The following is a 25,481-nucleotide window of genomic DNA, read 5'->3' as shown; positions in this document are numbered from 1 at the left end:
GAACGCTCAGCCGAACCGCGGAGTCGAAGCCCGGATTGATTGATAGTTTTGTCTATTCACTTAGCTGAACAAAGTGATGACAAACATTATCCTTGATTTTGTTTAAAGCTTTAGTCGTTAGTTTTGATGAATTCTGAAATTGATGCGGTTGTCTTTGTAGGCTTCTGAATCAAAAATATTTTCGCATTTATGGCAGCTTTTTCGAAATATGCACTTCAACTCACCCTTTTATTAGGATTAGTTAACTGGACGAGCTGTGTTGCTAGTAGTGGTGCTAACGATAATTCGACCTATGTAGGTCTCCAGAAATTGTCGGTATCAAATTTGAGATCGCTAGAATATCACCTGGATGTGCCGGGGCGTGATCAGATAGTCACTTCAACCATCACGTTTACGGAATTTATGGACTCTGAGGGATTTGACTATGGTGCAGTGGTTTACCTGCCGAGTCATGAGGCGGATAATCAATTTGAACTGATTCACCATGACTTGAATGGAGATGGCTTTGAAGATGTTTTAGTGCCTCTGATGGTGCTGCCTCAGGATGAACAAGATGCCGCTAGCGACGGCGGCTACCTGGCGCTGGCTACGGTATTAAACCAGCAAGGACAACCAGTTCATAGCGATACCGTATTCTTTGACATGATTTATGAAATAAAGCATATCAATAATCAGATTGTGGTTCAAGGCTCTGCAGAACAATGGGGCAATGAGGAAACGTTTACCTATCGCTGGACGGCTGCAGGTCTAGAAGAAATAAATCGTATTTCGTTGAATCTTGATGAGATTCCGTTTCCTGATGAGAGGGAGCAATATTTCGACTATAATTTGCAGAATTCTCGCTTTTTGAAGGCAGGTGCTGTGGATGAGCCGCTGGTATTGACGCAGAGAATTTTGGGTCATACATCAGAGCCACATGAGGAAACACGCCATGACCACATGATTGAAGTGTTGGCGAGAAGTGAGCGGCGGATGGTCATTGCAGTTACTCAAAAGCGATTGGGGGATGATTCGGTCTCTGCCCAGCGTTATCGCTTAGAGTTTGTTGCTGATGGGCAACAGTGGCGGATTGATTGGATTGGGCAACAATTTTCTTGTGTTTCTGGCCGAGGCCGCCAGGCCTGGCATAATGAACTTTGTTCTTAATAAGGTGTCAGAGCAGGTTACAGAAAAAGACAACAGAGTAAAAATCAAAGAAGATGCCTGAAGTACAAGCATTTTGGCATTCCAATTTGCCCTGATCAAGGCTTCAACTGCTGTGCGATCGCTTAGTCTATCGCACAGCAGTTGTCTTGAGAGACTCTAAGGCATAGTTGCATCAGGTGTGGAGTCTAATCTTTGATAACCTGCATGTAACTCGACAGAAGATATCAAAGACATGCTACTTCTAACACGTAAGAATTCTTTTCTTTGATTAGGCATCAAAGTATACAAGCTTTTCGCTCAGGATATTTGAACTGCTTTCTAAGCACAGCAGAACTACAGTGATCAACTAAAACAAAAAAAGCTCACATTATCTTGACACGAAAGATTCTACGCTCATTTAACTTTAATACTACATAGAAAATAAATTGCGTTATACTCCAATCAGCGAATATGTATAAAAGCGAACATTAAAAAACGAAAATTCTGAGAGTATTCACGTAGCTTCTGTTGGCTTTGATGGCTATTGGTGTAATGGCTGCTTAGATGTTTAAGGAACCGTTTTACTACGCTAAGCAGCAACAATACCTTTCAAGATTAATAAAAGCAATTCATTCACTGTAAGTCTCTCAGTCTCTCTAAGAGACTCGTCAGGTTTGACAATTTGACAATTTGACAAGCTGTGGAATTGCAAACCCTTTGTGGGTTTGCGGGATAGAGGCATTTTGATTTATCTCAGTCAAAATGCTAGGGTCTCATTTCTGCATTGCTTTGAGCAACTTCTTTCAAGCCTTCAGTTTTGTTGGAGGTGATGGCTGAAGCCTGCATATTTCTCTTGGGAACAGACGTTTCATCGCCACAGAAAAGGTGCTACTGGTCATGCTACTCGGATTCTCTTGTTGTTGCCAGCCATCAGGTTGGCACTGATTTGGCTGATTAAAAATTGTCTTTTCGCATTGAATTAGGAGATAACATGATTGAACCAATCATTATGGCCACAATCGTTTTGTACTTTTTTACACGTAGCGTCTTTCACAAACCCAAGCCGGACTCAAAGGAGAAAAAGTTAGGTAATGCCCTTGCTGACTACCTTACAGATGGTGTGAAGGTGAAAATAAAAGACGATTAATTTAGATTGAAAAATATCTATGGGGCTCATGTATATTAAATACATGAGCCCCATAGACCGAACAGAATAGTTGTAGCTTCTAATGTGCTACACCGCAGCTGTTTCTTTGGTCCACTCAGTATGGAAGACGCCTTCTTTGTCCACACGCTTGTAGGTGTGAGCGCCAAAGTAGTCGCGTTGGGCCTGGGTCAGGTTCTGCGGTAGCTGAGCCCGACGATAGCTGTCAAAGTAATCTAAGGATGCACTAAAGGCCGGTACGGGGATGCCATACTGAGCCGCCATGGCAATGACATCACGCCAAGCGGCCTGACGGTCCAGAATTGTTTGTTTAAATTCAGGAGCCAATAACAGGTTAGGCAAGGCAGGATTCTCGATAAATGCGTGCTGGATTTTGTTTAGGAAGCGGGCACGAATGATGCAGCCGCCTTTCCAGATGCGAGCACATTCATCGAGTTTGAGGTCATAGCCAAAGTTGTCTGAGGCTGTACGCAACAGGGCCATACCCTGGGCATAGGAACAGATCTTGGAGCAATATAGGGCGTCGCGAATCTTGTTGATCCAGAGAGTCGTGTTTTCAGTAATCTGACCGCTGGGTCCATTAATCTCTTGGGATGCTGCCACACGCTCTTCTTTGATCGAAGACATGATGCGGGCATTGACCGCCGCTGTGATGGTAGGAATACTGACCCCCATTTCCAACGCAGTCATGACTGTCCAGCGTCCGGTGCCTTTTTGACCGGCTGCGTCTAAGATTTTTTCCACCAGGGCGACATCTCCTTCGGTTTTGGTGAAAATGTCAGCCGTAATTTCAATTAAGAATGAATCCAGCTCCTCGGTGGTATTCCACTGAGCAAAAACCTCGTGGAGCTGCTCATGGCTCAAACCCAAGACATTTTTCATCAGGTCGTAGGCTTCGGCAATTAGCTGCATATCGCCATATTCAATGCCGTTGTGGACCATCTTGACGTAGTGTCCGGCACCACCAGGGCCAATATAGGTGACGCAGGGACCATCTTCAACTTGGGCGGCAATCTTTTGCACGATGGGTTCAATAGACTCATAGGCAGCCTGAGTTCCACCGGGCATTAGACTAGGACCGTTGAGGGCTCCTTCTTCGCCGCCGCTCACACCCATACCAATAAAGCGGAAGCCAGCGGACTCCAGAGTTTTTACTCGGCGCTCGGTGTCTTCATATAGGGAGTTACCACCGTCAATGATCATATCGTCGGGATCAAGCAGCGGCATTAGCTGATCGATGACGGCATCGACGGGCTTACCTGCTTTGACCATCACCAAAATCCGTCGGGGGCGCTCCAGGGCAGCCACAAAATCCTCTAGGGAATAGGCGGCTACGACATTTTTGCCCACGGCTCGATTGGTCATAAATGCCTGGGTTTTTTCAGGCGATCGATTGTAAACGGCAATTGGAAAGCCATTGCGTTCAACGTTGAGGGCAATGTTTTCCCCCATCACTGCCAGTCCAATTACTCCAAAACTTTGTGCCATAACCTGTTTCCTAGTGTCTACTTAATGCCCGCATCTAGAACTTGAATTTTGCGCGGAGGAAAATTCAATGTTTAACTTTAGATGTGACTTTGGCGCTGTCTTGGGTACCAGCCTAGACACAATTTTCTAAAAGGTGGACGGACTCATAGGTTTTCTTCAAACTCCAACTACTGAAAGCGGTATTCGGAGTTTTGTTGGTAACCCAGCCTGTGTATGGGTGGTTCAATAAGCTTTGTGATATATAGTACACTTGAACCAGGCTTAGGGTTAAGTATTATATAACTTAAATTTTCAACGGTGACTTTTGTCATAGAGACGACTCACCGTTGGCCAAGCTTGCGGCATGATGTACCAGAACTTAAGCTGTCGCTTTTCTGTAAGGCTTTTACCTGGTGCTCCTTCGCAGTTAGTATCGGTTTTGGTTATTTACTTCGTTGTTAAAGGTTTTTTAGCTACCAACTTGCGTTATGCCTACTCCTAAGATGAAGCTCCTGAGTATTGACCTGGGTCGTACAGCCACTAAAACCTGTATTAAACGTCATCAGAACGATGTAGTGTTAATTCCTGCTAATGTCGCCCATCTGACGGTGGAACAGGTGCGACGTGGGGGTTTTGAGTCCCAACCGAGTGATCCACTGCTGGATATGTGGTTGGAATACCAGGGGAAGGGCTACGCGGTAGGCCAGCTGGCGGCGGATTTTGGGGCTGACTTGGGGGTTGGGCAATCTAAGGTGGATGATGCTTTGGTGAAAACCTTGGCCTGTGTGGGCTATTTTGGCCTGAAGGGCAGTATTGGCATTGTTTTAGGCTTGCCATATCACTCCCAAGAGCAGTTTGATAGCGAAAAGTCGGAAATTGTTAGTTTGCTGAGTTCTCCCCATGTGATGGTGTATCGGGGGCAGTCTATGGAGATCAGTGTTGACAAGGTTTGGGTCATGCCTGAGGGGTATGGCAGTCTGATTTGGAGTGAGGCTCAGAATAAACGCACGTCAAGTCCTGATTTTCCTAATTTGTCTGTGGCGATCGTTGATATTGGTCATCAAACGACCGACTTTTTGGCCATTGATCGCTTTCGGTTTGCTCGTGGGGCGTCTCAAAGTGAATCCTTTGGTATGGCTCAGTTTTATGAACGAGTGGCAGCTCAGATTGATGGGGCGGATAGTCAATCGCTTTCGCTAATTGAGGCGGTTCATAAGGCAGAAGGGGAACGGTTTTATCGACCGAAGGGGGCGTCTAGACCGACGGATCTAGATGAGATTTTGCCGACGCTGCGGAAGAGTTTTGCCCGTGAGCTGTCGCAACGGTTTTTAAACTGGTTGCCGGAGCGGTCTACGGATGTGATTGTGACCGGGGGTGGGGGCGAATTTTTCTGGAATGAATTACGTCCTTTATTAAAGGAAGCAAAGCTCAAGGGGCATTTGGCGAAGCCATCACGGCAGGCGAATGCGCTGGGGCAATATATTTATGGTGAAGCGCAGCTGGCTAACCTGACGGCGGCAGCAGCTGGCTAGATTGACGGGTTACCCCAGGCTATGAGTTATTAGGGGCAGTGTTACTTCTTGCCCCTGGTTGATCATGGCTGCTAAATCCATCCGTAAGAGTGTCTCCTTCGATGATAGCGATGGGGATCGGGTTTTATTGGATGCGATCGCAACCCATCAGGCCAACCATCAGCAGTCCTTTAGCGACCTATGCAAACAAGCACTACACCAGTACTTACTGAGTCGGGAGCCCACCCCATCTGTCATGTTGTTTATGGAATTGCAGCATCAGATTGCCCAGCTCGGAGTGCGAATTGCCGCGCTTGAGGATAACACCAGCATTTCATCAGCATTTCATCAAGCCGATGGTCCCTTATCCGAGATATCACCGACCGACCCTGGAGCCATGACCACCTCTGAACCAGCTGCGGCAACGGCCAATGACGCCCCCCAGCCCGTGGATGACCCCATACTGACTCGCTTAGGGCCGTTGTTGGATGATTTTTGACCTGGAGGTTGATCAGAAATTCAACACAATCTTTAAAAAAAGTGTGAACTAACGTCGGACACTTCATCAAATCTTGCCCACCTTTGCGGATAACACCGGTAGCATAAATTTAAGGGTGTATTCAGAACTTTACATATGCGGGGGGTTCAATGATCTCACTGTTCCTGTGGGCATAGCACTGGCTCTAATTACTCCAGTGCCGCACAGCGATTAGTTGAACTGAGGTGATTGAATAGTCGTCCTTGAGGCTTAAGCTGGTTCATTAACCGACTGTAATGGAAAAACTGAATGTAGCGACAACTGGTCGCTGGCTGTCCCTGGTATGCGCATCCGTGGGGATGTTGTTGTCAGTGCCCAGGTCTGCCAGTGCCCAGTCTATTCTGACATGGGCTCGGGTAGAACTCACACGCAATCGGGTAGAGCTGTTTACCGATGGCCGCTCCCGTAGGGCCAGAGTTTCTGATGTCTTAGGGATTGGGGATGCACTCAGCACCGCCCGCAGGGCACGAGCCGAACTGCGCTTTAACGATGGGTCATTGGCCCGGATTGGCGAAAGTGCGGTTTTTCAGTTTACCCCCAACACTCGCAACTTCAGTCTATCTAACGGCACAGTCCTATTGCTCATTCCTCCGGGACAAGGTGGCACCACGATCCAAACCCCCAATGCGGTGACCGGTATCCATGGCTCAGCATTGTTTGTGCGGTTTATTCCTGAAACAAACGTCACTATCATTGGCGCTCTGACTAATAATCCAGAAGGTCCGATGATGGCCTTTAACCAGGATGGCTCTCAGCAACAACCTCTGCACGCTGGAGAAATGGCCGTACTGCGAGAGGATGGCAGCATAGAGAGATTTTCGTTTGATCTGGAATTGTTTTACCAGACCAGTGATTTAGCCGCTGATCTGCAGCTGCATGATAGTGAAGCTATGACCGGTGATGAAGCCATTGATGCGGTCAGGCAAGAAATCCAGGATGCGCTCCAGCAGCAGCAGAGCTTTGAAAATGATGATACCGTGATTGAGAATCCGGCATTTCTCTCAGCGAATAGGGACGAATCGGTTGCTGCCAACAGAGCGATCCCTGATTTTGCTGCTTCTCCAGCCGCCGCTTTTTTGCAGCAAAACGGCTTTGAAAGTGTGGTTAGTGCCACCGTTAACCAGCCGGGCAATCAACCAGGTAATCAACCAGGTAATCAACCGGGTAATCAACCAGGTAATCAACCGGGCAATCAGCCGGTACCACCAGCGGAGCCAGATGCCCGTCCACCACGTCCCCCTGCCGAGCCACCGCCGCCTACTGCTGGGCCACCCGCTAAACCACCAGCGCCCGATCCGGCTCCCAACCCAGCTCCCAATCCGGCTCCCAATCCAGCTCCCAATCCGGCTCCCAATCCAGCTCCTAACCCAGCACCCAATCCGGTTCCCGGTGGTCCTACCCCTGGGGAGGGGCCGAATCAGCCGATTGAAAAACCACCGACGCCTATTATTCCTGATGCCAACGTGCCCACAGCACCAGAGCCCAACGTGATTGCTCCTACCCCCCCTGAAACAGCTCCCGCCCCCCCGGTCGAGCCGGTTACACCTGTGGAAGCCATTGCCCCACCAGTGGAAGCTACGGCTATTCCGACAGAGAACGTAATCCAAATCGATGAAACTATCAACGATCTCAATGTGATTGAAACGGTGCCGGAACCAGCAACAGGGGTGCAGGTAAACCGATTAGCTGACCCTGCCAATCCAGCCGCACCAATCGCACCAGCAGCAGAACCGGTGGCTCCTTCCCCATAAGCAACCATTATTCGGCTATAGATTCAATCACACCTGTTGAATCACACCTGGGGAGCTCTTGCTTTGTTGGGAAATAGCTCTAGCAGGGATTGCTGACGTTGCTCTAATGTCTCGGTATCTGACCACCAGAGTGATTCGTAAAAGAAAAAGGAGACGCCTGCATAGCTGCGATCGCGAATAGCAGCCACCTGTTCTTGAATCCAATCCATGGCCACAGGTCGCCCCCGCAGACCACTGAGCACACCCACTGCTGTTGGAATATGGTGACGAGCGCTTTGGGCTGATTCACGGTTCATTTCCCACACAAATCGACCCAGATCGCTACGGTAAAGCTGAATAATTAACTCTTCAACATAGCCCTGGTTAACCCAGGTATGCCAATCTTGCAAAAAGTGCTTATAGGCAAACTCATGGGGATTGGGAGAGACCGACACAATAGCTGTTGACTGTCGCGCCTTAACAACGGCAAAGGTACGGCCCATGACATCAGTGATTTTATCGGCCCGCCAGCGAGTCCATTCCGGGTCATAGATATCCCTAGGAGGAGCCTGGCCACTGTGCTCCTGGCGATAGAGGTTAATGGTATAGGGATCGTAGCCATAGGCAGCTGGCAAACCAAAATGGTCGTCCACCTGAAAGCCGTCGATGGGATAGTTAGCCGCTAGTTCACTCACCAGGTCGAGGATAAACTGCTGTACCTCAGGGTGAAATGGATTCAGCCACACGCGATCGTGAATGCCTTCGGCTTTAACCTTGGTACCATCGGCCTTTTGGGTCAGCCATTCTGGATGGGCCCGGACCAGGGCTGAGTCCGCTGGGGCCATAAACCCAAACTCAAACCAGGGGATTACCCGCAGTCCCAGGGGATGGGCCAGTTCGATCAGCTCCAGGAGCATATCGCGATCGCCCTGGGCGGCTTCCAGGGATTCATTTCGTTCTCCGGTATTTTCTACGTCGGGGTACAGACCTTGCTGGTAGCCAAAGGTGCGTATGGCTACGGCACTGGGATAGAGGGTATACCCCCAGTTCCAAACCGTGGGATACACAGTATTAAAATTCAGGGCGGCCAGGCGCTGTAGCCCTGGTTCCAGATTGTCTCGACTAAACAAGACCTGGCTGTCAATATTGGTGAGCCAGGCTCCACGAATTTCGTTTTGGGGAATGGGACCAGGAGACACCGTAGCCGGTTGGATGCGATCGCTCACCAGAGCCGCCACGGCTGGGTCAGCACTGGCGGCACATAGCAGCTTGGCGGCCATGCCATAGGATTCGCTACGGTTGGGATACAAACTGGGCTGGGTGCCGAATAAGCGGGAATCCGCCTCCTTGGGAATCACCTCCTGGGCCAGGGCGGCGGCCACGCCTTCACGGCTTTCGGGAGAAATCAAGGCGCTGTCGCGAAAGGTTGCGGCTAGCAGGCGGGTGGCATTTGCTTGGTAGGGTAGGGCGGCTCCAGTGGTCAAAATGGCTAGGGCTTGCGATCTCAACACCGCCTGCTGCCCCAGGGCGACATCTCCCAAGGCAGCCACCAACAGCTGCTCCACTTCAGTTGCCCCTTCAAAGGTCAACCCCAACGCCTGATTAGCCGTTGCGAATTTACCTGGAAAGGCTCTTAAAACCGCTGCGGCAAACTGCTGTTGTGATATGGGTTGAGCCCCGTAGCGTACCCTATCGACCGGCAAGATTTGACGTTGGCTCAGAGCCTTAACACAAGGCTGCTGGTGCCAGTTGTTTGCCGCCCGTGCGCCGACGTCAATACTGACAAGCCAGCTACAGATAAACACACTGACAAGCATATACCGCAGTCGCTTTGACCGGGTCAGAAATCGCCAGAAACCCATAGCCAAGCTCAGCCTCCGCTGCGCTTAGCACGATATCCCTTTTCAATCAGTAGCGCCACCAGCTTGGGGGCATGCTCCCCTTGAATCTCAATGGTGTTGTCCTTGACTGTTCCACCGGAGCCACATTGAGCCTTTAAGGCTTTAGCTAGCTTTGTTAATGTCTCGGGCCCATGGTGAAATCCAGTAATAATCGTGACTTTTTTACCTTTACGACCTTTGCCACTCACCTCTACCCGCAGGTCTTGTTCGGCCGGTGGGCGATCAGGTACCGCCCTAGCCATCGCTGGGTTCTGACCAAACTCAGAGTACACCACTCGATTAGTTGCCTGGCCAGTTTTTTTACCCTTCTGTTTTGCCATATCCTAATCCCAAAAGCTCTCCCAAGCATTCCTTGGCTGAGTAGGTGCCGCTTGTGAAGCGCCACCCAATACAGGTGTCTCTAATTGAGGCGTAGTCGATATCTCACCAGGGGGCAATGCCTGAGAACGATCGGGTACTGCCGGTGATGACTGATCAAAGGAACCAAAGGATGACTGCGCTGGTACTGGGGCAATGCCTGCCGCTCGATTTTGCTGGCTAAAAGTGGGGAGTGAGGCTGGCGGTACATACCCAGTGGTTCCCGGTGGCGGCGACATACTAGGAGTAGTGCGAATAAATGTCTGATTCAACCCATCCAAACTACCGGGCACCACCCCTGTTTGATCAAACGAGAACGTTGGGGTATCAGCGGCGTCATCTGCCGTTTCCTCAGTCACGGGCAGCCCCCTAGAATCGACGCTGATCTCAGGAGAGGTGGCTGTCTCCGCTGCCGCTTGCTGCCGTGCCAAGGCTTCAGCCAAAACATTTGATGGCGGCGCTTCTTCTGGTTGAGTATCCGCATCTGGCTGGAAGGTTAATACTGATTCAGATGGCTGCTGTACCTGTACGTCAGCCTGGTCAATATTTGAGCCTCGGGCACCAGCACCTAGAAAACTATATTCGTCAATGTAGCGAGTTAAGCGCTCGACACTAGATTCTCTGGTTTCTCCAGCCGCATCAGCCAAGGCTGCATTTAGAGATGCTGCTGCACTGGATTCACCGCCAGAGGTGAGGGCAGACACATCGGAATCGAGCTGGGCTAGCAACAACTCTACATTGTCTAGCTCAACGGCTACGGCCTGCTCTTCAGGCGTGAGCGACTCAAGCAGAACATCGGTAGACGTGGCATCGCCCGTGACCCCTCGGCCAGTGGTCCCAATTTGCCAAGGGAGCTGCCCCGGATTTTGACGATACTCCCAGGCATATACGCCCACAATTCCTGTCACCAGGATACCTAGCCAAAGCCAGGGATTCATAAGGCCCTGCAGTCGAGACGGAAAGTATCGAACAGATGGAGGTAAACGCATAATTTAATGACCCAGATGAACGATCAATAATCGTATGGGCAGTCAAACAGCAAAATGGAAAAAACCATGTCCCCAATAAAACCATGCCCTCAGAGCAGATAACTACCCATCAGGATGCACCTCTATGCTGGCATGTATCAAAAAAAATTGCCTATAGAAACGTAACAATCACTTCAGTGGCACAGCCAGCGAGCGTTCTACTATACCCTAGTGGAAGATTATAGGCCATGGCCCAAGTCTCTATCGCGTCATCGGATTGCTCAGGCATCTGTGGCGCTACCAAAAGGCCACAGTATACTATGGCTGGAATTGGTGGGTGTTATTTCTGTATCTATCTCTGGATTAATGCCAGACTTTAATCCAGATTTAAAGATGTATTGCCCCCCAATTACTCAAAGATTCTATTAACTATTATCGGTTTCAAACGGATTTATCTGGGTTGCTTTAGAATTGGCAACGGCTGTGTAGAGCTTATCAGGGCTGGCATCCATCTCACTTGATCAAACTGGCGGTTTGGTAGCGTATGTAATGTCTTTTACTTCTAAGATTCCCCAGCTTCCACACACAGACGATGGCGAAGTCAACAGTCTCCGCCATGAAGTTAATCCCGCTATTGCCCTGAATACGCTGACTGAAATCTACACTAAAGTTCAGCAATACCAGGTGCAGCTGCGGCAGCTTACCCAAAAGATTCATCAGATTTATGCAGAGGGGCCGGTAGTGTCAGGCTGGCTAGCGTCCGAGGCGAGCTTGAATGCAGCGGTTAAATACTCAAATCGCCAGGGCGAGCAACACCACCCAGGCCAAGCTAAACCGGTCCGTGGTTTTGGCGATGCTGATTTGGCTCTCTTTCGCCACGGTGATGCCAATGATTTGATGAATTATTTATCGGCCCTCGAAAACGCCGTGCTGGAGAATGGCCGATCGCTCAAAAGCACGTCATCGGCGGCGAGTTCTTCCTCTGGGAATCAGGCTAGTGTGCTGGCTCAGGAGTCTTGCCCCAGTGCTGCAGCCGACACTCGCAGCAACCCTAGCCAGTATTATCTCTGCCGTCTGACCAGCTGTGGCACCATCCAAGCAGAACAGTGTCCTCCCGATCAGGTGCCGGTCTTAAGTATGGCCATTGCCCGCTATCGGCGGCTCAATCAGCTGATGACACAGAAGCAGGCAATTGAGACCAAACTACAGAGTATCGTTGACATCCTGAGGGATGTGCAAACGGTGCTAGCAGATTAGCAAGCCTATTCCCCCCGCCAACGGCGAATCTCGGCCTGGGCTTGGTCGTAGCTGGCGGTATCTTCAGGGATTAATTCAGCTGCTTCAATGGCGCTAAAGAATCGCCCTTGGGCGGCCCGAGCCTGAGCAATGGAGAGCATTCGCCCTGACCATTCTGTAATCAGTCGCTGGGCATCGGCATGCTCAGTGGGCAGATTGTCAGGTACTTCCTGCAGCTTCAAAATTCCCCTTTGATAGGTGCTGGCCTGCCCCATCCGAGGTATGGCCTGGGCTTCACGGATCAGCGCCCGCACACCGGCCCGCTCTTGCCAAAGACCAATGCGGTCCTGGGCCTGACTGTAGAGATTGGCGGGTTCCCTGGGGACTAGCTGGGCCGCACTAATGGCGGCATCTAGTTCGTTGTCAGCAGCTCGGCCTTCAGCCAGGTCGAGAATTACCTGACTCCAACGCTGGATATCTGCCTGGGCCTGGGCATAGTTGGGATCGCCAGGGGGAATCTGACGGGCGGTTGCGATCGCGCTAGCAAATCGAGAGGCCTGACTTGGCCGCAGTGACCGACGGGCATCCTCTAGCAGCGCCGCTGTGGCAGCCCCATCATCCGTCGAAGTCGGTGACGCCGCCGTGTTACCCGCTGCAGCTACCGGCTCGGTTGGTGTCCCAGCATCCTCAGCCCCCTCAGCCTCCCCATCCGGGGTCTCGGCCTCAGTCTCGGCCTCTGCACCATCTGGTTCTACGACAACGGGGGTATCAGTCTCGGCTGACGTTTCAGCATCTAGGTTATCTGGTGTCTCAGCGTCCGGGTTATCTGGAGCCGGGGCCGCCGTATCATCACCTGGCTCAGCAGGCACCTCCCCTGCTGCCGTGTCTGGCGTGTCGGTGCCCTCTGGTTCCCCATCTGGTTCCCCCTCCCCATCTGTCTCCCCGAGACCAATCCGGGCCAACCACTCTGGGGGCACCCGATCCTGGAGCGTACTCTGCACCAGGGCCTGATTGCGGAACAGTACCGCCAGCAATAATCCCAACGCCGCAAACGCCACTAGCAGACCGATGCAGCCTCCCCAATTGCCCTTGACGGGTTTCTCCTCAGGCAGCTCATCCACCTCAGCGGTGCCATAGATATCCCCATCAACAGGGGTATCCGTCTCCACCAAAAACGGTTCCTGTGGCGACTCTTCTGGCAGTTCCTCCTCCAGGTTCAGAACTGGGGTAGGGTCTGGAATCAGATTGGCTTCATCCCCCAGGTCCGCATCCGGATTATCTGGAATCAAATCAGCGTCGGGATTATCCAGAATCAAATCAGACTCCGGGCTATCGGGGATGAGAAACTCGGTATCTGGCACCTGCTCACCTATGGCCATATCGGTCGCCGGGGTAGCCATAGCCGTCGTTGCCCCTGCCTCAGCCGTCGCCACAGCGGCTGCATCTCGCTGATGCCACAGCAGCTGAAACTTTTGCTCTTCGGGAAGCATCACCACTGGATTTTGAATCGGTCGCCAATGGTGTTCACATAGCTCTGGAATCCGCTCAATCAGATAGCGCTCCAAGTGACTGAGAGTAGCACAGCCGTCATAGCGTAGCCCTTCTAGGAGTGCTGCCGTAAATAACCCATGACGCACAGCCAGGGTTTCATGGGAAAATTCATTGGGCTGACAGGACAAGATCAGGGGAATCCGGGCTTTACGGGCCAGTTTGATCACCTGTTCTCCAATCGCCTGCCCCGCTAAGGCACTCTGACTGCGGTTCATATCCAGCACCATCATCGTGTTCTTAGTCGGTGCTTGTTTGATATGTTTGACGACATCTTGCAACGCAATGCCAGTTTGTTTAACCTGAGCCGGATCACCGTCAACGGGCATCAGATAGTCTTGATTGTTAGCCTGCGCCCCATAGCCACTGAAGTAGAACCAGAGCGTATCCTCCTCCTGGACTCGCCCCTGGCAGATCGTTTCGATCCAATCATAAATGGCAACCCGGTCAGGAAAAACAGCTTCCTGGTCCGTCGATTTGGACAAATCACTCAGCAAGATGCAGTTTTCTGGTGGGAATCCAGCCTCTTCAATCAGGTATCTTCGAATACCCACCGCATCATTTTGAGCCTGCATCAGCGGCTGAAACCCCTGATACTGATTGATTCCAATAATAATTGCCCAGCTATTCGACATCAGAGACCACCAAATACAGATTGGACGTTGAAGGGAACAGATGCATTCAGCGCCATATATTACTGCAAGTTGAGCCGCTTGCGTTGATATACAGTATCAACTTATAGATTCTGATCAGTCGGGCGGTTGTTGGTTAGTGTTCGGGGCCAGATCCACCATCCAATCAAAATTGTGGCCTTAGTGGCGTGCTCATATCTGATGATTCCAGGTACAAAAGTGGGAAAGTTTGACAATAGTTGTTTAGTGGTTGGGTTGATTGCATTTTGATAGCCAGAAGCTTGATTTTTCCTGAAACCAAGCTTCTGGATACGGTTTATATTACAGTTCTATCCGTAGGGCATTACTCCTAGTATCTGTTAACTTACATGTCTACGACATCTCTCTCCCGTCCATATTCCAGACGGCGACGTCAGCGTCTCCCCATTCGACGTCTCAGCGCTTCGTTTGCGCCTGCTGGGCTGGCACTGCTGCTAGGGACTTCCGGTGCTTTGTGGTTAACTGAAGCGCTGATTATGCCCAAGACAGCCCATGCCTATACATCTCGGTTAAATCTATTTTTGACCCTGGAGGGGGATGAACCGTATAGCAGTCTGGTCCGGCGAGCCAATATGGCGGCTCGGGCTGGGGCACAGCGTAGTTTTGACCAGGATTTGCTGATCACAGAAGTGGTGATTAATGTGACGGGCGAAAACAGTGATGGTATTGCTGTGCCGGTACTCAATCTGCGGGTGAGCCGTCAAGAATGGAGCCAGCAGCCCATCACTGAGTATTGGGCTACGTATTTTCGAGGCGCTGAGTCATTGCTCAGGTCGGGGGCGGGGCCCTCGTTTTAGAAGTTGTGCTATCAGTGCAACTTTGGTTTATCATCAATAGGTTGTCTAAATTTACCCCAGCAGGTCCATGGCGGTTCCTAAGAAGAAACGCTCCAAATCTAAGCGCAACATGCATCGCGCTGTTTGGAAGCGGAAAGCAGAATTGCAGGCTCAGCGTGCATTGAGTCTTGGTAAGTCGGTTTTGACTAATCGGTCAAACAGCTTTGAGTATCCTCAGGATGATGAGGACGAGGACGACGACGAGTAAGTTGGTTAATGTCTTTTTTGATCAAAACAGCGGACAGAGCATTTGAGTAGCTTTGTCCGCTGTTTTTGTATTGGGCACTGCTGATCCTCGGGATGACTTTAGCTGCGAGACATCGTCAAATAGCAATGGCTCTAGAGCAGTTCATCCCCTAGCTGAGCTAGCGCTTGTAGTGCTGTTAGGTCAGCACCTGCGCGATCGCACCTAGCAAATCCTTGGCTCGAATCGGTTTGGTCAGATACCCATTGATACCCTTGGCCATGATCCGCTCCTGGGTTTCTGCGATCGCATGGGCCGTAATTATAATAATGGGCACCTGTCTTTGTTGCTGTTGACAGTAGTCAAAAATCTCCTGGGCAGCCTCTTCGCCAGCCATCACCGGCATTTCCAAATCCATCAGTACCACATCAAAGGAATGCTCCAAAAAACGCTGGCAGGCCTCTTTACCATTCCTCGCCAGGCTAACGATGCAGCCATTTTTTTGCAATAGATGGTGCAACAGTTTCTGATTTACCGGATTATCTTCTGCCACCAATACTCGAATTGCACGATTTAAATGCTGTTGAATAGCCTCTAGGGGGTTCTGAGCAGGGGCGTGATCGGGAGCTTCATTAACAATTGGACAGCTCAAATCAAAGTGAAACGCGGAGCCCTCCCCTAGGGTACTTTTCAGGTGTAGCTTGGAATGCATTAACTCCAGCAACCGGGACGAAATCGCTAACCCCAGTCCGGTGCCGTCATGCTCTTGATAGTTATGATTGTCGGCTTGTACAAACGGAGAGAAAATATCTTGTTGCTGATCGGGAGCAATGCCAATGCCGGTATCGGTAACACAAACTTTGACAGAGACACTGTCAGCGTCCATGTGCTGTAAATGACAGCTCAGATTAATGGAGCCCTGAATCGGCGTAAATTTGACCGCATTGCTACACAAATTTAGCAGAATCTGAGAAAGTCTATTTTTGTCAATGGATAGCCTCTCTGGAATGGCTGGGTCAAAGTCAATGGCAAACTTTAATTGCTTTTGTGAAATCTCCTCTTGGAGAATCTGCTTAATTGTTGCACATAGCTCAAGTAGCGAGGTCGATGTGGGGTTGAGCGTGAGCTTATTGGCCTCAATTTTGGAAAAATCTAGCACATCACTAATAATCGCCTGCAGTATTTGAGCAGATATGTTAGCTGTTGCTACATAATTTTGCTGCTGTGACGAAAGTTGTGAATCCGATAGCAAATCCAATGCAGTAACGATGCCATGGAGCGGTGTCCGAATATCATGGCTAATCATGGCTAAAAACTGAGACTTGGCCTGATTGGCTTTTAGGGCCTGAAAATGGGCATCTTCTAAAACATTGGTATAGTGGGTAATCTTTTCAGAAAATAGCCGCGCTTCCAACAGCTGCATCACCTGAGATGCCAATGTTTTCAGCCCGTCGATCTGACTTTGATTTAACTTTTTAGGGACAAAGTCAATCACACAAAGCGAACCCAGCGCATGCCCCCGAGGGGACACCAGGGGAATACCTGCGTAAAAGCGAATCTTAGGGTCGCTCAGCACCAGAGGATTATCGTTAACACGGGCATCGATGCTGGCATCTTCTACAACGAATGGAGCGTTATCCAAAATGGTGTAGCCACAAAACGCTTGCTGTCTGGGGGTTTCACTAATATCGAGACCACAAACAGATTTGAACCACTGCCGATGCTTATCTACCAAACTGATCAGGCCCACGGGTGACTGGCAAATGTAGGCTGCCAAACGGGTTAATTCGTCAAAGGATGCTTCAGCAGGAGTGTCTAAAATCCTGTAATAGTGTAGTTCCGCTAGGCGATCAGCATCATTTTCGGGAATAGGCGCAGCTGGCATACCAAAATCAAACAGAATCTTTCAGATTTACTGCCTATATAGTTCAAATCAGAATTATTAATTTTATTATAGCTGTCTATCTGATTTGGGTTGACTAGGGCCGCTATTGAAATCGCACCACCCTCTCAGTCCTTGCCAGGACAGTCTGTCCGTTTATAAAGATTCTAGAAAGCATTGATAAAGTTGCCTATAGACAGACTGTTATTCTGTCCATCAGTTAGCGATCGCAACAGACTGTTTATCCTTTTACATAACTTCCCAACAGCCAATCAAATCAGGTTTTCACCCTCACTGCAATCGGTGCTTTAAGCTTTTATGAGAGGCGCACAAGGGTTTAAACTCCGAGAATTTGCCAGTCTCTTTATCACTATTGTGGCAATTAGACCTATGCCAAGAGAGTTTGTTCCCTGCATTTCTTAATGGAGCAAAATCAGAACATCAGCCTAGTCTCCCTGGGCCACTCAGTTCTTACAAAAACTAATAATAACGATTTAGTCAAGGATCTATCAAAAACATGAAGTCAGCCTAAAGAACGCTAATTTTGTCCTGTCTTTTTACCTTTTCTTTACCTGGGTCTGTGACGGTCAAATGGACGCAGTTGTGGGGACGTGACACGGCAATGATCGAATAAGCCATTTCCATTGCTGATGTTTTAACTGTCATAACCATAAGGGAGTCGCACGATTTTGTTGTTCTCTGTACCGGCTGACTGATGGCAGGGACAACAGTGCTCACAACCTTTAATCACAGTCCTTAGAGAGCGCTTTTAAAGTAGCATTCAGCTGGTACTTTAAAGGTCTCTCTGACATACCAGTTCAAGTAATCCAGATTCATTGCATAGGAGAAACGCCAGACATGGCAAAGATTGCATTTGAGGATTTTGATGGCGGTGCCATTAATTTAATCAGCACAGCTGACGTATTAGACTACGACTCTGGTGGCGGCACTGGTGGAGACGTTTTTGGACAAGTAGATGGCAGCAGCATTGGTATGCCGTTTGACGTGGCAGATGACACTGTTGCCGATGTGAGTGGAGGAGGCACAGGTTCTCCTTTCCCAAATGACTCCCTCGGTTTGGCTGGTCAGAATACAACCGCCTTTTTTGCTTTGAACGATGCTGATGCGGTGGGTATTAATAATGCCACCTGGACCTTTGACATTTCTTCGGCCACGTCCATCGACAATATTGCCATCGATTTAGCGGCCATTGGAGATTTTGAAGCTAGCTCCAGCGACGGTTTTAAGATTGAAGCACGGATTGACTCAGGCGAGTTTCAGACCATTTTTCTAGCTCGGACCGATGAATCTGCCTTTAAGGATTATCGTCCCTTGGATGGGGGGGCTGTTTTTGCCGATGATGATCCGTTGGCACTCTTTATTGATGGGGCTACCACAAGTACTGGCTTCCTGGATAAGGCTGACTCCACCACTGGCAACTTTGATACCTATATGTCAACACTGCTGGCCGGTCAGTCTGGATCTACCCTGGATATTCGAGTGAGCTATGAGGGAACTCCCTCCGGCAGCGAACCCATGGGTATCGACAACATCACCATCAATGGCACTGTGGCCACAGCTAGCTTTGATTTGCAGATTACTGAAATCTGGTCCGGTCAGAGTGGCGATGACTTGACTGCAGACTGGTTTGAAATTACCAATACGGGCACAACGGCCTGGGTATCTGGGGTTGATCCTGACCTTTTCTATGATGATGAATCTCAAGATGCTGCTGCTGCCGATTTAATTCAAGGCATTACTCAACTGGAGCCAGGAGATTCAGCCATTGTTGTCATTGATAATGCAGCGGCTGTTACCGATTTTATTAATGTTTGGAGCCCTGTCATCGACCTAACCGGTGTGGAAGTTGGTTTTGTTGATGGCGCTGGCTTGGGTAGCGGCGGTGATGCAGTGACTCTCTGGGTGGGTGATCCGACCACAACGGGGGTTTTAGCCGATGTTGAAGCCTACCCAGCAGCAACGTCCGGAGTCTCCTATGATGTGGACCTGGCGGCTGAAAGTGTTGCTGGGCAAAATGGTGCCGTTGAAACCCTCGCTCTGGCAGGCACCTCTGGTACAGAGCCCGCTGTAGGTTCTCCGGGGAATGGTGCTCCGATTGCGGTTACCCCCACGGTTGATTTAGTCATCAGCGAAATCATGTTCAACCCAGCCAGTGCAGAATCAGACTGGGAGTGGGTTGAGCTGTTTAATGCCGGTGCTAATGCCGTTGATTTGTCTGGCTATGTCATTGATGACAACAACGGGACGGCGGTCTCCAGTGCTAACATTGCCAGCGGTGTGATCCAGGCAGGAGAGACTGCTATTCTCTACAATGCCGATGCGGTTTCTGAAGCAGACTTTACCGCCGCCTGGGGGACAGGGATTAATCTGGTAGCGGTGACTGATTGGTCAGCCTTGGGGTTAAATAACGGCGGAGACACCATTGGTTTGTGGGATAGTTTTGCAAGCTACAGCGGCGACAATCAAACCCAGGCTAATGCTCTGATTTCTGTCTCCTATGATGGCACCTTAGATGATGGAGCCGGTTCAATTTATCTGACGGATCTGAGGGATCAAAACAGTTTTGCCCTGAGTGGCGATGGTGTTGTGACTCCAGCTGGCGATGCTTACACCAGTCGGGCGGCAGGCGGCAACAGCGGTAACGACATCGGTTCTCCCGGTGGTTTTGTTTCTAATGTCGACGCGCCTGTGCCCAGTGACCCTGACTTCTTTGAGCTGAAAGGCAGCATTAGTGGTTTAAGCGGGGCCGAGATTACTGCCTTTGACCCGATTAGCAACCGTCTGTTTGTGGTGGATGGGGGTTCTACACTGCAGGTCTTTGATCTCAGTGATCCAGCTAACCCCACACCGCTGATGCCAATTACTCTCACTGGCATTGCCAACAGCATTGCGGTGAATAACGGTGTGGTTGCTGTGGCTATTGAGGCGGCTGTAGCAACTGACCCTGGCACCGTTGCCTTCTTTAATACGGTAGATGGTGCTCTTTTGAGTAGCGTGACGGTGGGTTCACTACCCGATATGCTGACGTTTACCCCCGATGGCACCAAAATCCTGGTGGCCAACGAAGGAGAACCGGATGCTGGGATCGATCCAGATGGGTCTATCAGCATCATCGATCTGTCTGGTGGGATTAACAACCTGACCAGCAGTGATGTTTCCACAGCAGACTTTACTGGATTTGATGCCGATACTTTGCGGGCAGCAGGTGTACGGATCTTTCCGGGTAAGTCGGCTGCAGAAGATTTGGAACCTGAGTATATTGCTGTGTCTGAGGATAACAGTACGGCTTTTGTGACTCTGCAGGAAAACAATGCGATCGCGGTAGTTGATATTGCAACGGCGACAGTTACAGACATTCAGCCCCTGGGGACTCAAGACCACAGTGTGCCTGGGAATGAGCTGGATGCCAGTGATGAGGATGGCATTGCCGGTAATTTGCAAACTCAGCCGGTGCAAGGGTTGTTCCAACCGGATGCGATCGCAACCTTTGATATCAACGGTCAAACCTACACCATTACCGCTAACGAAGGCGATGCCCGTGACGAAGATGCTCGCATTAGCAGCTTGACCCTGGATCCCACCGCCTTTCCCGATGCGGCGACACTGCAGCTAGATGAAAACCTGGGTCGTCTGCAAGTCTCCACCATTGATGGGGATACCGACGGCGATGGCGACTTCGACCAGCTGTTCTCCTATGGTGGTCGCTCCTTTACCATTCGCGATGCTAGCGGCAACACTGTATTTGACAGCGGCAATCAGCTAGAGGCCATTGCCTTTGCCAATGTTAGCGACCCCGCCAGCCTGGACGGTCGTAGCGATAACAAAGGCCCCGAACCTGAGGGATTAACCGTGGGGGTAATTGATGGCCGCACCTATGCCTTTATTGGTCTGGAGCGAGCTGAAGGGGTCACCGTATACGATGTCACCGACCCCACGGCTCCTACCTTTGTGCAATTTCTCACTAACGCAGGGGACAGCGAGCCGGAAGGATTAACCTTTATCTCGGCAGCCGATAGTCCCACTGGAGAGAATCTGCTGGTGGTTGCCAATGAAGATAGCAACACAATCTCCATTTACGGCACCGAGGCTCCAGTGGCCATTACCCCAATTTACGATATCCAGGGGGCCAGCCAGGTATCTCCTTTTGTGCTTAACGGCCAAACAGTAGCTGATTTCTTTAACACACTACCCGCCGATACGTTTAGTATCACCGGGGATGATGTGGTCACCACTGGGGTGGTCACGGCTATTGATACCAATGGCTTCTATTTGCAAGATCCGGTTGGGGATGGCAACATCGCCACGTCGGATGGAATTTTTGTTTTCACGGGTTCAGGTGCGCCCATCCTGAATCAGCTAGTGGTGGGTAATACGGTTGAAGTTGCGGCCACTGTGGCTGAGTTCTTCCCAGGCGATACCGATACTCGGAACCTGCCAACCACCCAGTTGACCAGTCCGACGGTCACCGTGGTTCCCGGTCCTACCGTTACAGTCAACCCCACCATCATTGGTGCCGGTGGCCGGATGCCGCCTAATGCCAACATCGATGATGATGCGTTTGCCACCTACGACGCAGTCAACGATGGCATTGACTTTTTTGAGTCCTTAGAAGGCATGCTGGTCACGGCTCAGGATGTGAAAGCGGTGGCGGGTACCAACCGGTTTGGCGAAATCTTTGGCGTGGTTGACCAGGGAGCTAATGCCTCTGGTCTTAGTCAGCGCGGTACGCTCAATATTAGCCCCGATGACTTTAATCCTGAGAAAATTCAGATCGACGAAGATTCTGGGGTCTTCAACTTTGATTTCCCGGATGTGAATGTAGGGGACCTGCTAGGGGATGTGACTGGGGTTGTTAACTACAGCTTTGGTAACTTTGAGATTATTCCCACGGTCGATTTTACGCCCAATATTGTCTCAGCCGGTCTGCAACCAGAGACCACTAGCCTGGTCGGCACAGCGGACCAGCTGACCATTGCCACCTACAACGTGCTCAATCTTGACCCGATTGTGGAGGACCCCACTAAGACCGAAGATGGTGCTGATGATGTAGATGACGATGAGGGAGATGGTCGTTTTGCTGCGATCGCTAACCAAATTGTCAACAATCTGGGCAGTCCTGACATCATCGGTTTGCAGGAAGTACAGGATAACAGCGGCGCTGAAATTAACGACGGCATTACCTCCGCCAGTGACACCTTACAAAAGCTGATCGATGCCATTGACCTAGCCGATGATGGCCTCGATAACGATAGCCTCAACTATGAGTTTATCGACAACACCTTCATTACTGAAGGAGAGAGCGGCGGTCAGCCCGGTGGTAACATCCGCACTGCCTTTTTGTACAACCCCGACCGAGTTAGTCTGGTGCCTGGGTCCGTACAGACCGTTGGTAGCCAGGCTCCTGGAGAAGCCTTTGATGGCGGTCGTTTACCGCTGGTAGCCACCTTCGATTTTAATGGCGAGGAGGTGACTGTGGTCAACAATCACTTCTCATCCAAAGGCGGTAGTGCCCCCATTCTGGGTATTGAACAAGACTTTGCCGCCCGTCAGGAAGACGTTAGCGTCAACGGTAGCTTAGACGAACGTCAGGCTCAGTCGGCTGAAGTTCAGACCTTTGTCTCTAATGCCTTGGCCACAGACCCCAGTGCCAATGTGGTTGTTCTGGGTGACTTGAACGAATTTGAGTTTGTTTCCCCTGTAACCGGTCTCGAATCAGCAGGGTTAACTAACCTGACCAACAACATTCCTGAAGGCGAGCGCTATAGCTTTATCTTCCAGGGGAACTCCCAGACACTCGATCACATTTTAGTTAGTGATAGCCTGGCGAACAATGCAGAGATTGATATTGTCCATACCAACTCTGAATTCTTTGTCACAGACAGTCTAGCCAGTGACCACGATCCAGTGGTGACCAGACTTGCCTTTGCTCCCACTGTAACGGCAACCATCTTTGTAGATAGCAATGGTACTGTTGTTGGCAATGCCTTTGAGGCCGGTCAACCCTATGCTGGCAGTTTATTCAGTAACACCGATGCCCAGTTCAACACAGGTGAGTTGCCAGACGACGTGATCTTAGGTACCAGCAATGCTGATAATATCTGGGGTGGACTTGAGGGCAACGACCTGATCGACGGCGGTACTGGCAATGACACCATTGGTATGAGTGACGGTAACGTTACCGTTGATGCCGGTGCTGGCAATGATTTTGTCTATAGCGCTGGCAGTGGCGCTGGCACAAACGTCGTTGAACTAGGCGCAGGTGATGACAACTTCTGGGCCACTGCAGGCGACAACACCATTACCGGGTCTGACAACAATACCATTGGTCTCGGTACCGGCAATGATACAGTGACTACTCTCGACGGAGACGACTTTGTCTATACCGTCAACGGTGGTGGCGGTGTAAACAGCCTAAATCTGGGTGACGGCACCAATACCGTCTACGTTGAGAACGGAGACTACGATATCATTACTGGCACAGGCAACGACTCCATCGGTCTGGGTACCGGTACAGATACTGTCATTGCGGGTGATGGCAACAACATCATCTACATGGTCGATCCTAACGGTCTGGGTGATGGCGCTAAAGACATTCTCACTGGCAGCGGTGACGACTTTATCCAAACCGGTTCGGGTAATGACATCGTCGACGGGGGGCTGGGAGCCGACACCGTGCAGTTTGCTGGGACAGCCGCTGACTATGTATTCTTAGGAACAGCCGATAATTTCACGATTCAGGGGACTGCCATTGGCACTGATACGCTCAAGAATATTGAGTCCTTGTTCTTTATCGGTGATAATACAGTCATCGAAACCGCTAGTATTCTTGCCTAGACTTTTTGAGCCTAGTGATTGCTCTTTCACGGATCATCACATATTGATCAGCTCCTAAGATCCGGCTAACATGGCTGTTGGTCAGCTTCTCTAAAAAACTCCCCTAGTATCAGCTAGGGGAGTTTTTTATGCAACCCTGTGGCAATCCATCTCACATTATCCACATCTGAACTGACTCGCCTATTCAAGGACGTAACCTGACAAACTCCTGATATCCTAATTAACATCCAAATTTTTTCAAAGTAGCACATGTCAACGCTTACCCGGATGCTTCTGTCCCATAACTGTACTCTTCTTGAGGGACACGTATCCAATCTGAGTCGTAAGGACTTCGCCAATGTTTTTATCGAAGGGCTAAAAACATATACAGACATCCAGTGTAGTCTGATTGACAACCCCCATTGGATGGTAGAAATCCTTTTTGATGCCCAGCAGAAAACCCCTACAGACGTTGCTGCCCTGTGTGCTCAAAGTCTGGGTACTCAACGTTTGGCTGAGCCCGCTCGGCAAATAAACAGCTATAGGATCATGCTCCTGGGTGGCATTAAAACGACCCCTGCTATGGGCAACTCTCCCACATCATTGCAGCCCGGTGAATGGGGGGTAGATGTGGTAGAAACAATCTCTCCCGAACAGTTTTTAGCAGGCCTAAATTGGGAAACAGTAACTGCCAGCAAACCACCTGAGCAAATTTTCAAAGTTACCCATATCGTTGAATAATCAAGCGAATCGACGGAAATGTATCTCATTGCACAATCCAACCCCATCAGTTAGCCCATACTAAAGTCTAGTTTTTCTAGCAGCTCCTCTGGAGTTGGTCACCATGCGTCTGCTGTTGGTAGAAGATGATATCCAGCTTGCAGAGTCTTTGACTGAGATATTAGAAGCCCAACATTATGTGGTGGACACGGTCAAAGATGGTGAAGCAGGCTGGTGTCAGATGCAGCTGATGGATTATGACCTGACACTGTTGGATGTAACATTACCCTATCTAGACGGCATTCAACTTTGCCAGCGATTACGCAGTCGTGGTTACGAGCTACCTGTATTGATGCTAACGGCACGGGACACCAGTCAGGATAAAGTGCGCGGCTTAGATTCTGGTGCAGATGCCTATATGGTGAAACCGTTTGACCTGTCTGAACTGTTAGCCCAGATTCGGGCATTACTACGGCGGGGCAATTCACACTCTTCAGTCATGCTCAGCTGGGAAAACCTGAGCCTAGATCCCAGTACATACGAAGTTAGCTACGATCAACAACCCCTCAGGCTAACGCCAAAAGAATTCTCTATTTTGGAGCTGTTAATGCGCAATGGTCGACGGGTGCTCAGCCGTGCATTTATTTTAGAATCGCTTTGGTCTATGAAACGTCCGCCAGATGAAGAGACTGTTAAAGCACATATTAAAAGTTTACGTAACAAATTGAAAACGTCTGGAGCCCCTAAAACTCTGATTGAGACAGTGCATGGGGTAGGGTATCGGCTACAGGGACCGTGAAATTGTCCC

General features: G+C 50.1%; 17 protein-coding genes. 11 read left to right on the top strand and 6 right to left on the bottom strand.

Annotated features, from left to right (window positions below):
- Positions 1-189 precede the first annotated feature (189 nt).
- The gene (locus N836_RS50015; RefSeq protein WP_023072309.1) at positions 190-1,146 is read left to right on the top strand and encodes a hypothetical protein; all 957 of its coding nucleotides are present in this window, start codon (positions 190-192) and stop codon (positions 1,144-1,146) included.
- Positions 1,147-2,359: 1,213 nt separating this feature from the next.
- Here N836_RS50015 and gndA read toward each other — a convergent pair.
- Entirely contained in the window at positions 2,360-3,778 is a 1,419-nt protein-coding gene (gene gndA / locus N836_RS50010; RefSeq protein ID WP_023072307.1) for an NADP-dependent phosphogluconate dehydrogenase, read from the bottom strand.
- A 467-nt stretch (positions 3,779-4,245) separates the two neighbouring features.
- On the opposite strand from gndA, the gene N836_RS50005 reads away from it, so the two are divergent.
- The 3 genes from N836_RS50005 (at position 4,246) to N836_RS50000 (ending at position 7,557) form a co-directional block, all read left to right on the top strand.
- A complete protein-coding gene (locus tag N836_RS50005; RefSeq protein WP_036052968.1) occupies positions 4,246-5,289 on the top strand; it encodes a ParM/StbA family protein in 1,044 nt (347 codons plus the stop codon).
- A gap of 64 nt (positions 5,290-5,353) precedes the next feature.
- On the top strand, positions 5,354-5,767 hold the full coding sequence (locus tag N836_RS73195) for a hypothetical protein (RefSeq protein WP_023072305.1): 414 nt from the start codon (positions 5,354-5,356) through the stop codon (positions 5,765-5,767).
- A gap of 275 nt (positions 5,768-6,042) precedes the next feature.
- Positions 6,043-7,557, top strand: coding sequence for a FecR domain-containing protein (locus N836_RS50000; protein ID WP_023072304.1), 1,515 nt, complete (start codon positions 6,043-6,045; stop codon positions 7,555-7,557).
- Positions 7,558-7,598: 41 nt separating this feature from the next.
- Here the strand turns inward: N836_RS50000 and N836_RS49995 are convergent, their stop codons facing one another.
- Genes N836_RS49995 through N836_RS49985 form a run of 3 tightly spaced genes read right to left on the bottom strand, consistent with a single transcriptional unit; the run spans position 7,599 to position 10,732 of the window.
- Complete coding sequence (locus N836_RS49995; RefSeq protein WP_023072303.1) at positions 7,599-9,398, bottom strand: glycoside hydrolase family 10 protein; 1,800 nt, start codon at positions 9,396-9,398, stop codon at positions 7,599-7,601.
- Between the two features lie 8 nt (positions 9,399-9,406).
- Complete coding sequence (locus tag N836_RS49990) at positions 9,407-9,757, bottom strand: translation initiation factor (RefSeq protein WP_023072302.1); 351 nt, start codon at positions 9,755-9,757, stop codon at positions 9,407-9,409.
- Positions 9,758-9,760: 3 nt separating this feature from the next.
- Positions 9,761-10,732, bottom strand: a complete 972-nt coding sequence (locus N836_RS49985) for a hypothetical protein (RefSeq protein WP_023072301.1) — start codon at positions 10,730-10,732, stop codon at positions 9,761-9,763.
- A 579-nt stretch (positions 10,733-11,311) separates the two neighbouring features.
- On the opposite strand from N836_RS49985, the gene N836_RS49980 reads away from it, so the two are divergent.
- Positions 11,312-12,019, top strand: coding sequence for a hypothetical protein (locus N836_RS49980; RefSeq protein WP_023072300.1), 708 nt, complete (start codon positions 11,312-11,314; stop codon positions 12,017-12,019).
- 5 nt (positions 12,020-12,024) lie between these two features.
- Here N836_RS49980 and N836_RS49975 read toward each other — a convergent pair whose 3' ends face one another.
- Entirely contained in the window at positions 12,025-14,181 is a 2,157-nt protein-coding gene (locus N836_RS49975) for a caspase family protein (protein ID WP_023072299.1), read from the bottom strand.
- A 365-nt stretch (positions 14,182-14,546) separates the two neighbouring features.
- Between N836_RS49975 and N836_RS49970 the strand changes: the two genes are divergently transcribed.
- The 3 genes from N836_RS49970 (at position 14,547) to N836_RS76465 (ending at position 15,466) form a co-directional block, all read left to right on the top strand.
- Entirely contained in the window at positions 14,547-15,014 is a 468-nt protein-coding gene (locus tag N836_RS49970; protein WP_023072298.1) for a hypothetical protein, read from the top strand.
- A gap of 67 nt (positions 15,015-15,081) precedes the next feature.
- Complete coding sequence (gene rpmF / locus N836_RS49965; protein WP_006519493.1) at positions 15,082-15,261, top strand: 50S ribosomal protein L32; 180 nt, start codon at positions 15,082-15,084, stop codon at positions 15,259-15,261.
- A gap of 52 nt (positions 15,262-15,313) precedes the next feature.
- Positions 15,314-15,466 (top strand): hypothetical protein, encoded by a 153-nt coding sequence (locus N836_RS76465; RefSeq protein ID WP_161634960.1) that lies wholly within the window; start codon positions 15,314-15,316, stop codon positions 15,464-15,466.
- On the opposite strand, the gene N836_RS49960 is transcribed toward N836_RS76465, so the two are convergent.
- Complete coding sequence (locus N836_RS49960) at positions 15,437-17,122, bottom strand: hybrid sensor histidine kinase/response regulator (RefSeq protein ID WP_023072297.1); 1,686 nt, start codon at positions 17,120-17,122, stop codon at positions 15,437-15,439. The two genes, N836_RS76465 and N836_RS49960, sit on opposite strands and share 30 nt — an antisense overlap.
- An 855-nt stretch (positions 17,123-17,977) precedes the next feature.
- On the opposite strand from N836_RS49960, the gene N836_RS73190 reads away from it, so the two are divergent.
- The 3 genes from N836_RS73190 to N836_RS49945 all read left to right on the top strand — a co-directional run bounded on the left by N836_RS73190 (position 17,978) and on the right by N836_RS49945 (position 25,472).
- Positions 17,978-23,974 carry a choice-of-anchor I family protein gene (locus tag N836_RS73190; protein WP_023072296.1) on the top strand — a complete coding sequence of 1,999 codons (5,997 nt, stop codon included), beginning with the start codon at positions 17,978-17,980 and terminating at the stop codon, positions 23,972-23,974.
- 249 nt (positions 23,975-24,223) lie between these two features.
- Entirely contained in the window at positions 24,224-24,694 is a 471-nt protein-coding gene (locus N836_RS49950; RefSeq protein WP_031292509.1) for a DUF2656 family protein, read from the top strand.
- Positions 24,695-24,797: 103 nt separating this feature from the next.
- Positions 24,798-25,472: a response regulator transcription factor gene (locus N836_RS49945; protein WP_023072294.1), complete on the top strand. Its 675-nt coding sequence runs from the start codon at positions 24,798-24,800 to the stop codon at positions 25,470-25,472.
- Positions 25,473-25,481 lie beyond the last annotated feature (9 nt).

The sequence above is a fragment of the Leptolyngbya sp. Heron Island J genome (assembly GCF_000482245.1).
GTDB lineage: Bacteria > Cyanobacteriota > Cyanobacteriia > Phormidesmidales > Phormidesmidaceae > Leptothoe.
This window is presented reverse-complemented; position numbering and strand designations above follow the sequence as displayed.

What these genes read in the sequence shown, in the direction of transcription:
- N836_RS50015 (WP_023072309.1), top strand. Translation starts at nt 190, where the DNA reads ATGGCAGCTTTTTCGAAATATGCACTTCAACTCACCCTTTTATTAGGA.
- gndA (WP_023072307.1), bottom strand. Translation starts at nt 3,778, where the DNA reads ATGGCACAAAGTTTTGGAGTAATTGGACTGGCAGTGATGGGGGAAAAC.
- N836_RS50005 (WP_036052968.1), top strand. Translation starts at nt 4,246, where the DNA reads ATGCCTACTCCTAAGATGAAGCTCCTGAGTATTGACCTGGGTCGTACA.
- N836_RS73195 (WP_023072305.1), top strand. Translation starts at nt 5,354, where the DNA reads ATGGCTGCTAAATCCATCCGTAAGAGTGTCTCCTTCGATGATAGCGAT.
- N836_RS50000 (WP_023072304.1), top strand. Translation starts at nt 6,043, where the DNA reads ATGGAAAAACTGAATGTAGCGACAACTGGTCGCTGGCTGTCCCTGGTA.
- N836_RS49995 (WP_023072303.1), bottom strand. Translation starts at nt 9,398, where the DNA reads ATGGGTTTCTGGCGATTTCTGACCCGGTCAAAGCGACTGCGGTATATG.
- N836_RS49990 (WP_023072302.1), bottom strand. Translation starts at nt 9,757, where the DNA reads ATGGCAAAACAGAAGGGTAAAAAAACTGGCCAGGCAACTAATCGAGTG.
- N836_RS49985 (WP_023072301.1), bottom strand. Translation starts at nt 10,732, where the DNA reads ATGAATCCCTGGCTTTGGCTAGGTATCCTGGTGACAGGAATTGTGGGC.
- N836_RS49980 (WP_023072300.1), top strand. Translation starts at nt 11,312, where the DNA reads ATGTCTTTTACTTCTAAGATTCCCCAGCTTCCACACACAGACGATGGC.
- N836_RS49975 (WP_023072299.1), bottom strand. Translation starts at nt 14,181, where the DNA reads ATGTCGAATAGCTGGGCAATTATTATTGGAATCAATCAGTATCAGGGG.
- N836_RS49970 (WP_023072298.1), top strand. Translation starts at nt 14,547, where the DNA reads ATGTCTACGACATCTCTCTCCCGTCCATATTCCAGACGGCGACGTCAG.
- rpmF (WP_006519493.1), top strand. Translation starts at nt 15,082, where the DNA reads ATGGCGGTTCCTAAGAAGAAACGCTCCAAATCTAAGCGCAACATGCAT.
- N836_RS49960 (WP_023072297.1), bottom strand. Translation starts at nt 17,122, where the DNA reads ATGCCAGCTGCGCCTATTCCCGAAAATGATGCTGATCGCCTAGCGGAA.
- N836_RS73190 (WP_023072296.1), top strand. Translation starts at nt 17,978, where the DNA reads ATGGCAAAGATTGCATTTGAGGATTTTGATGGCGGTGCCATTAATTTA.
- N836_RS49950 (WP_031292509.1), top strand. Translation starts at nt 24,224, where the DNA reads ATGTCAACGCTTACCCGGATGCTTCTGTCCCATAACTGTACTCTTCTT.
- N836_RS49945 (WP_023072294.1), top strand. Translation starts at nt 24,798, where the DNA reads ATGCGTCTGCTGTTGGTAGAAGATGATATCCAGCTTGCAGAGTCTTTG.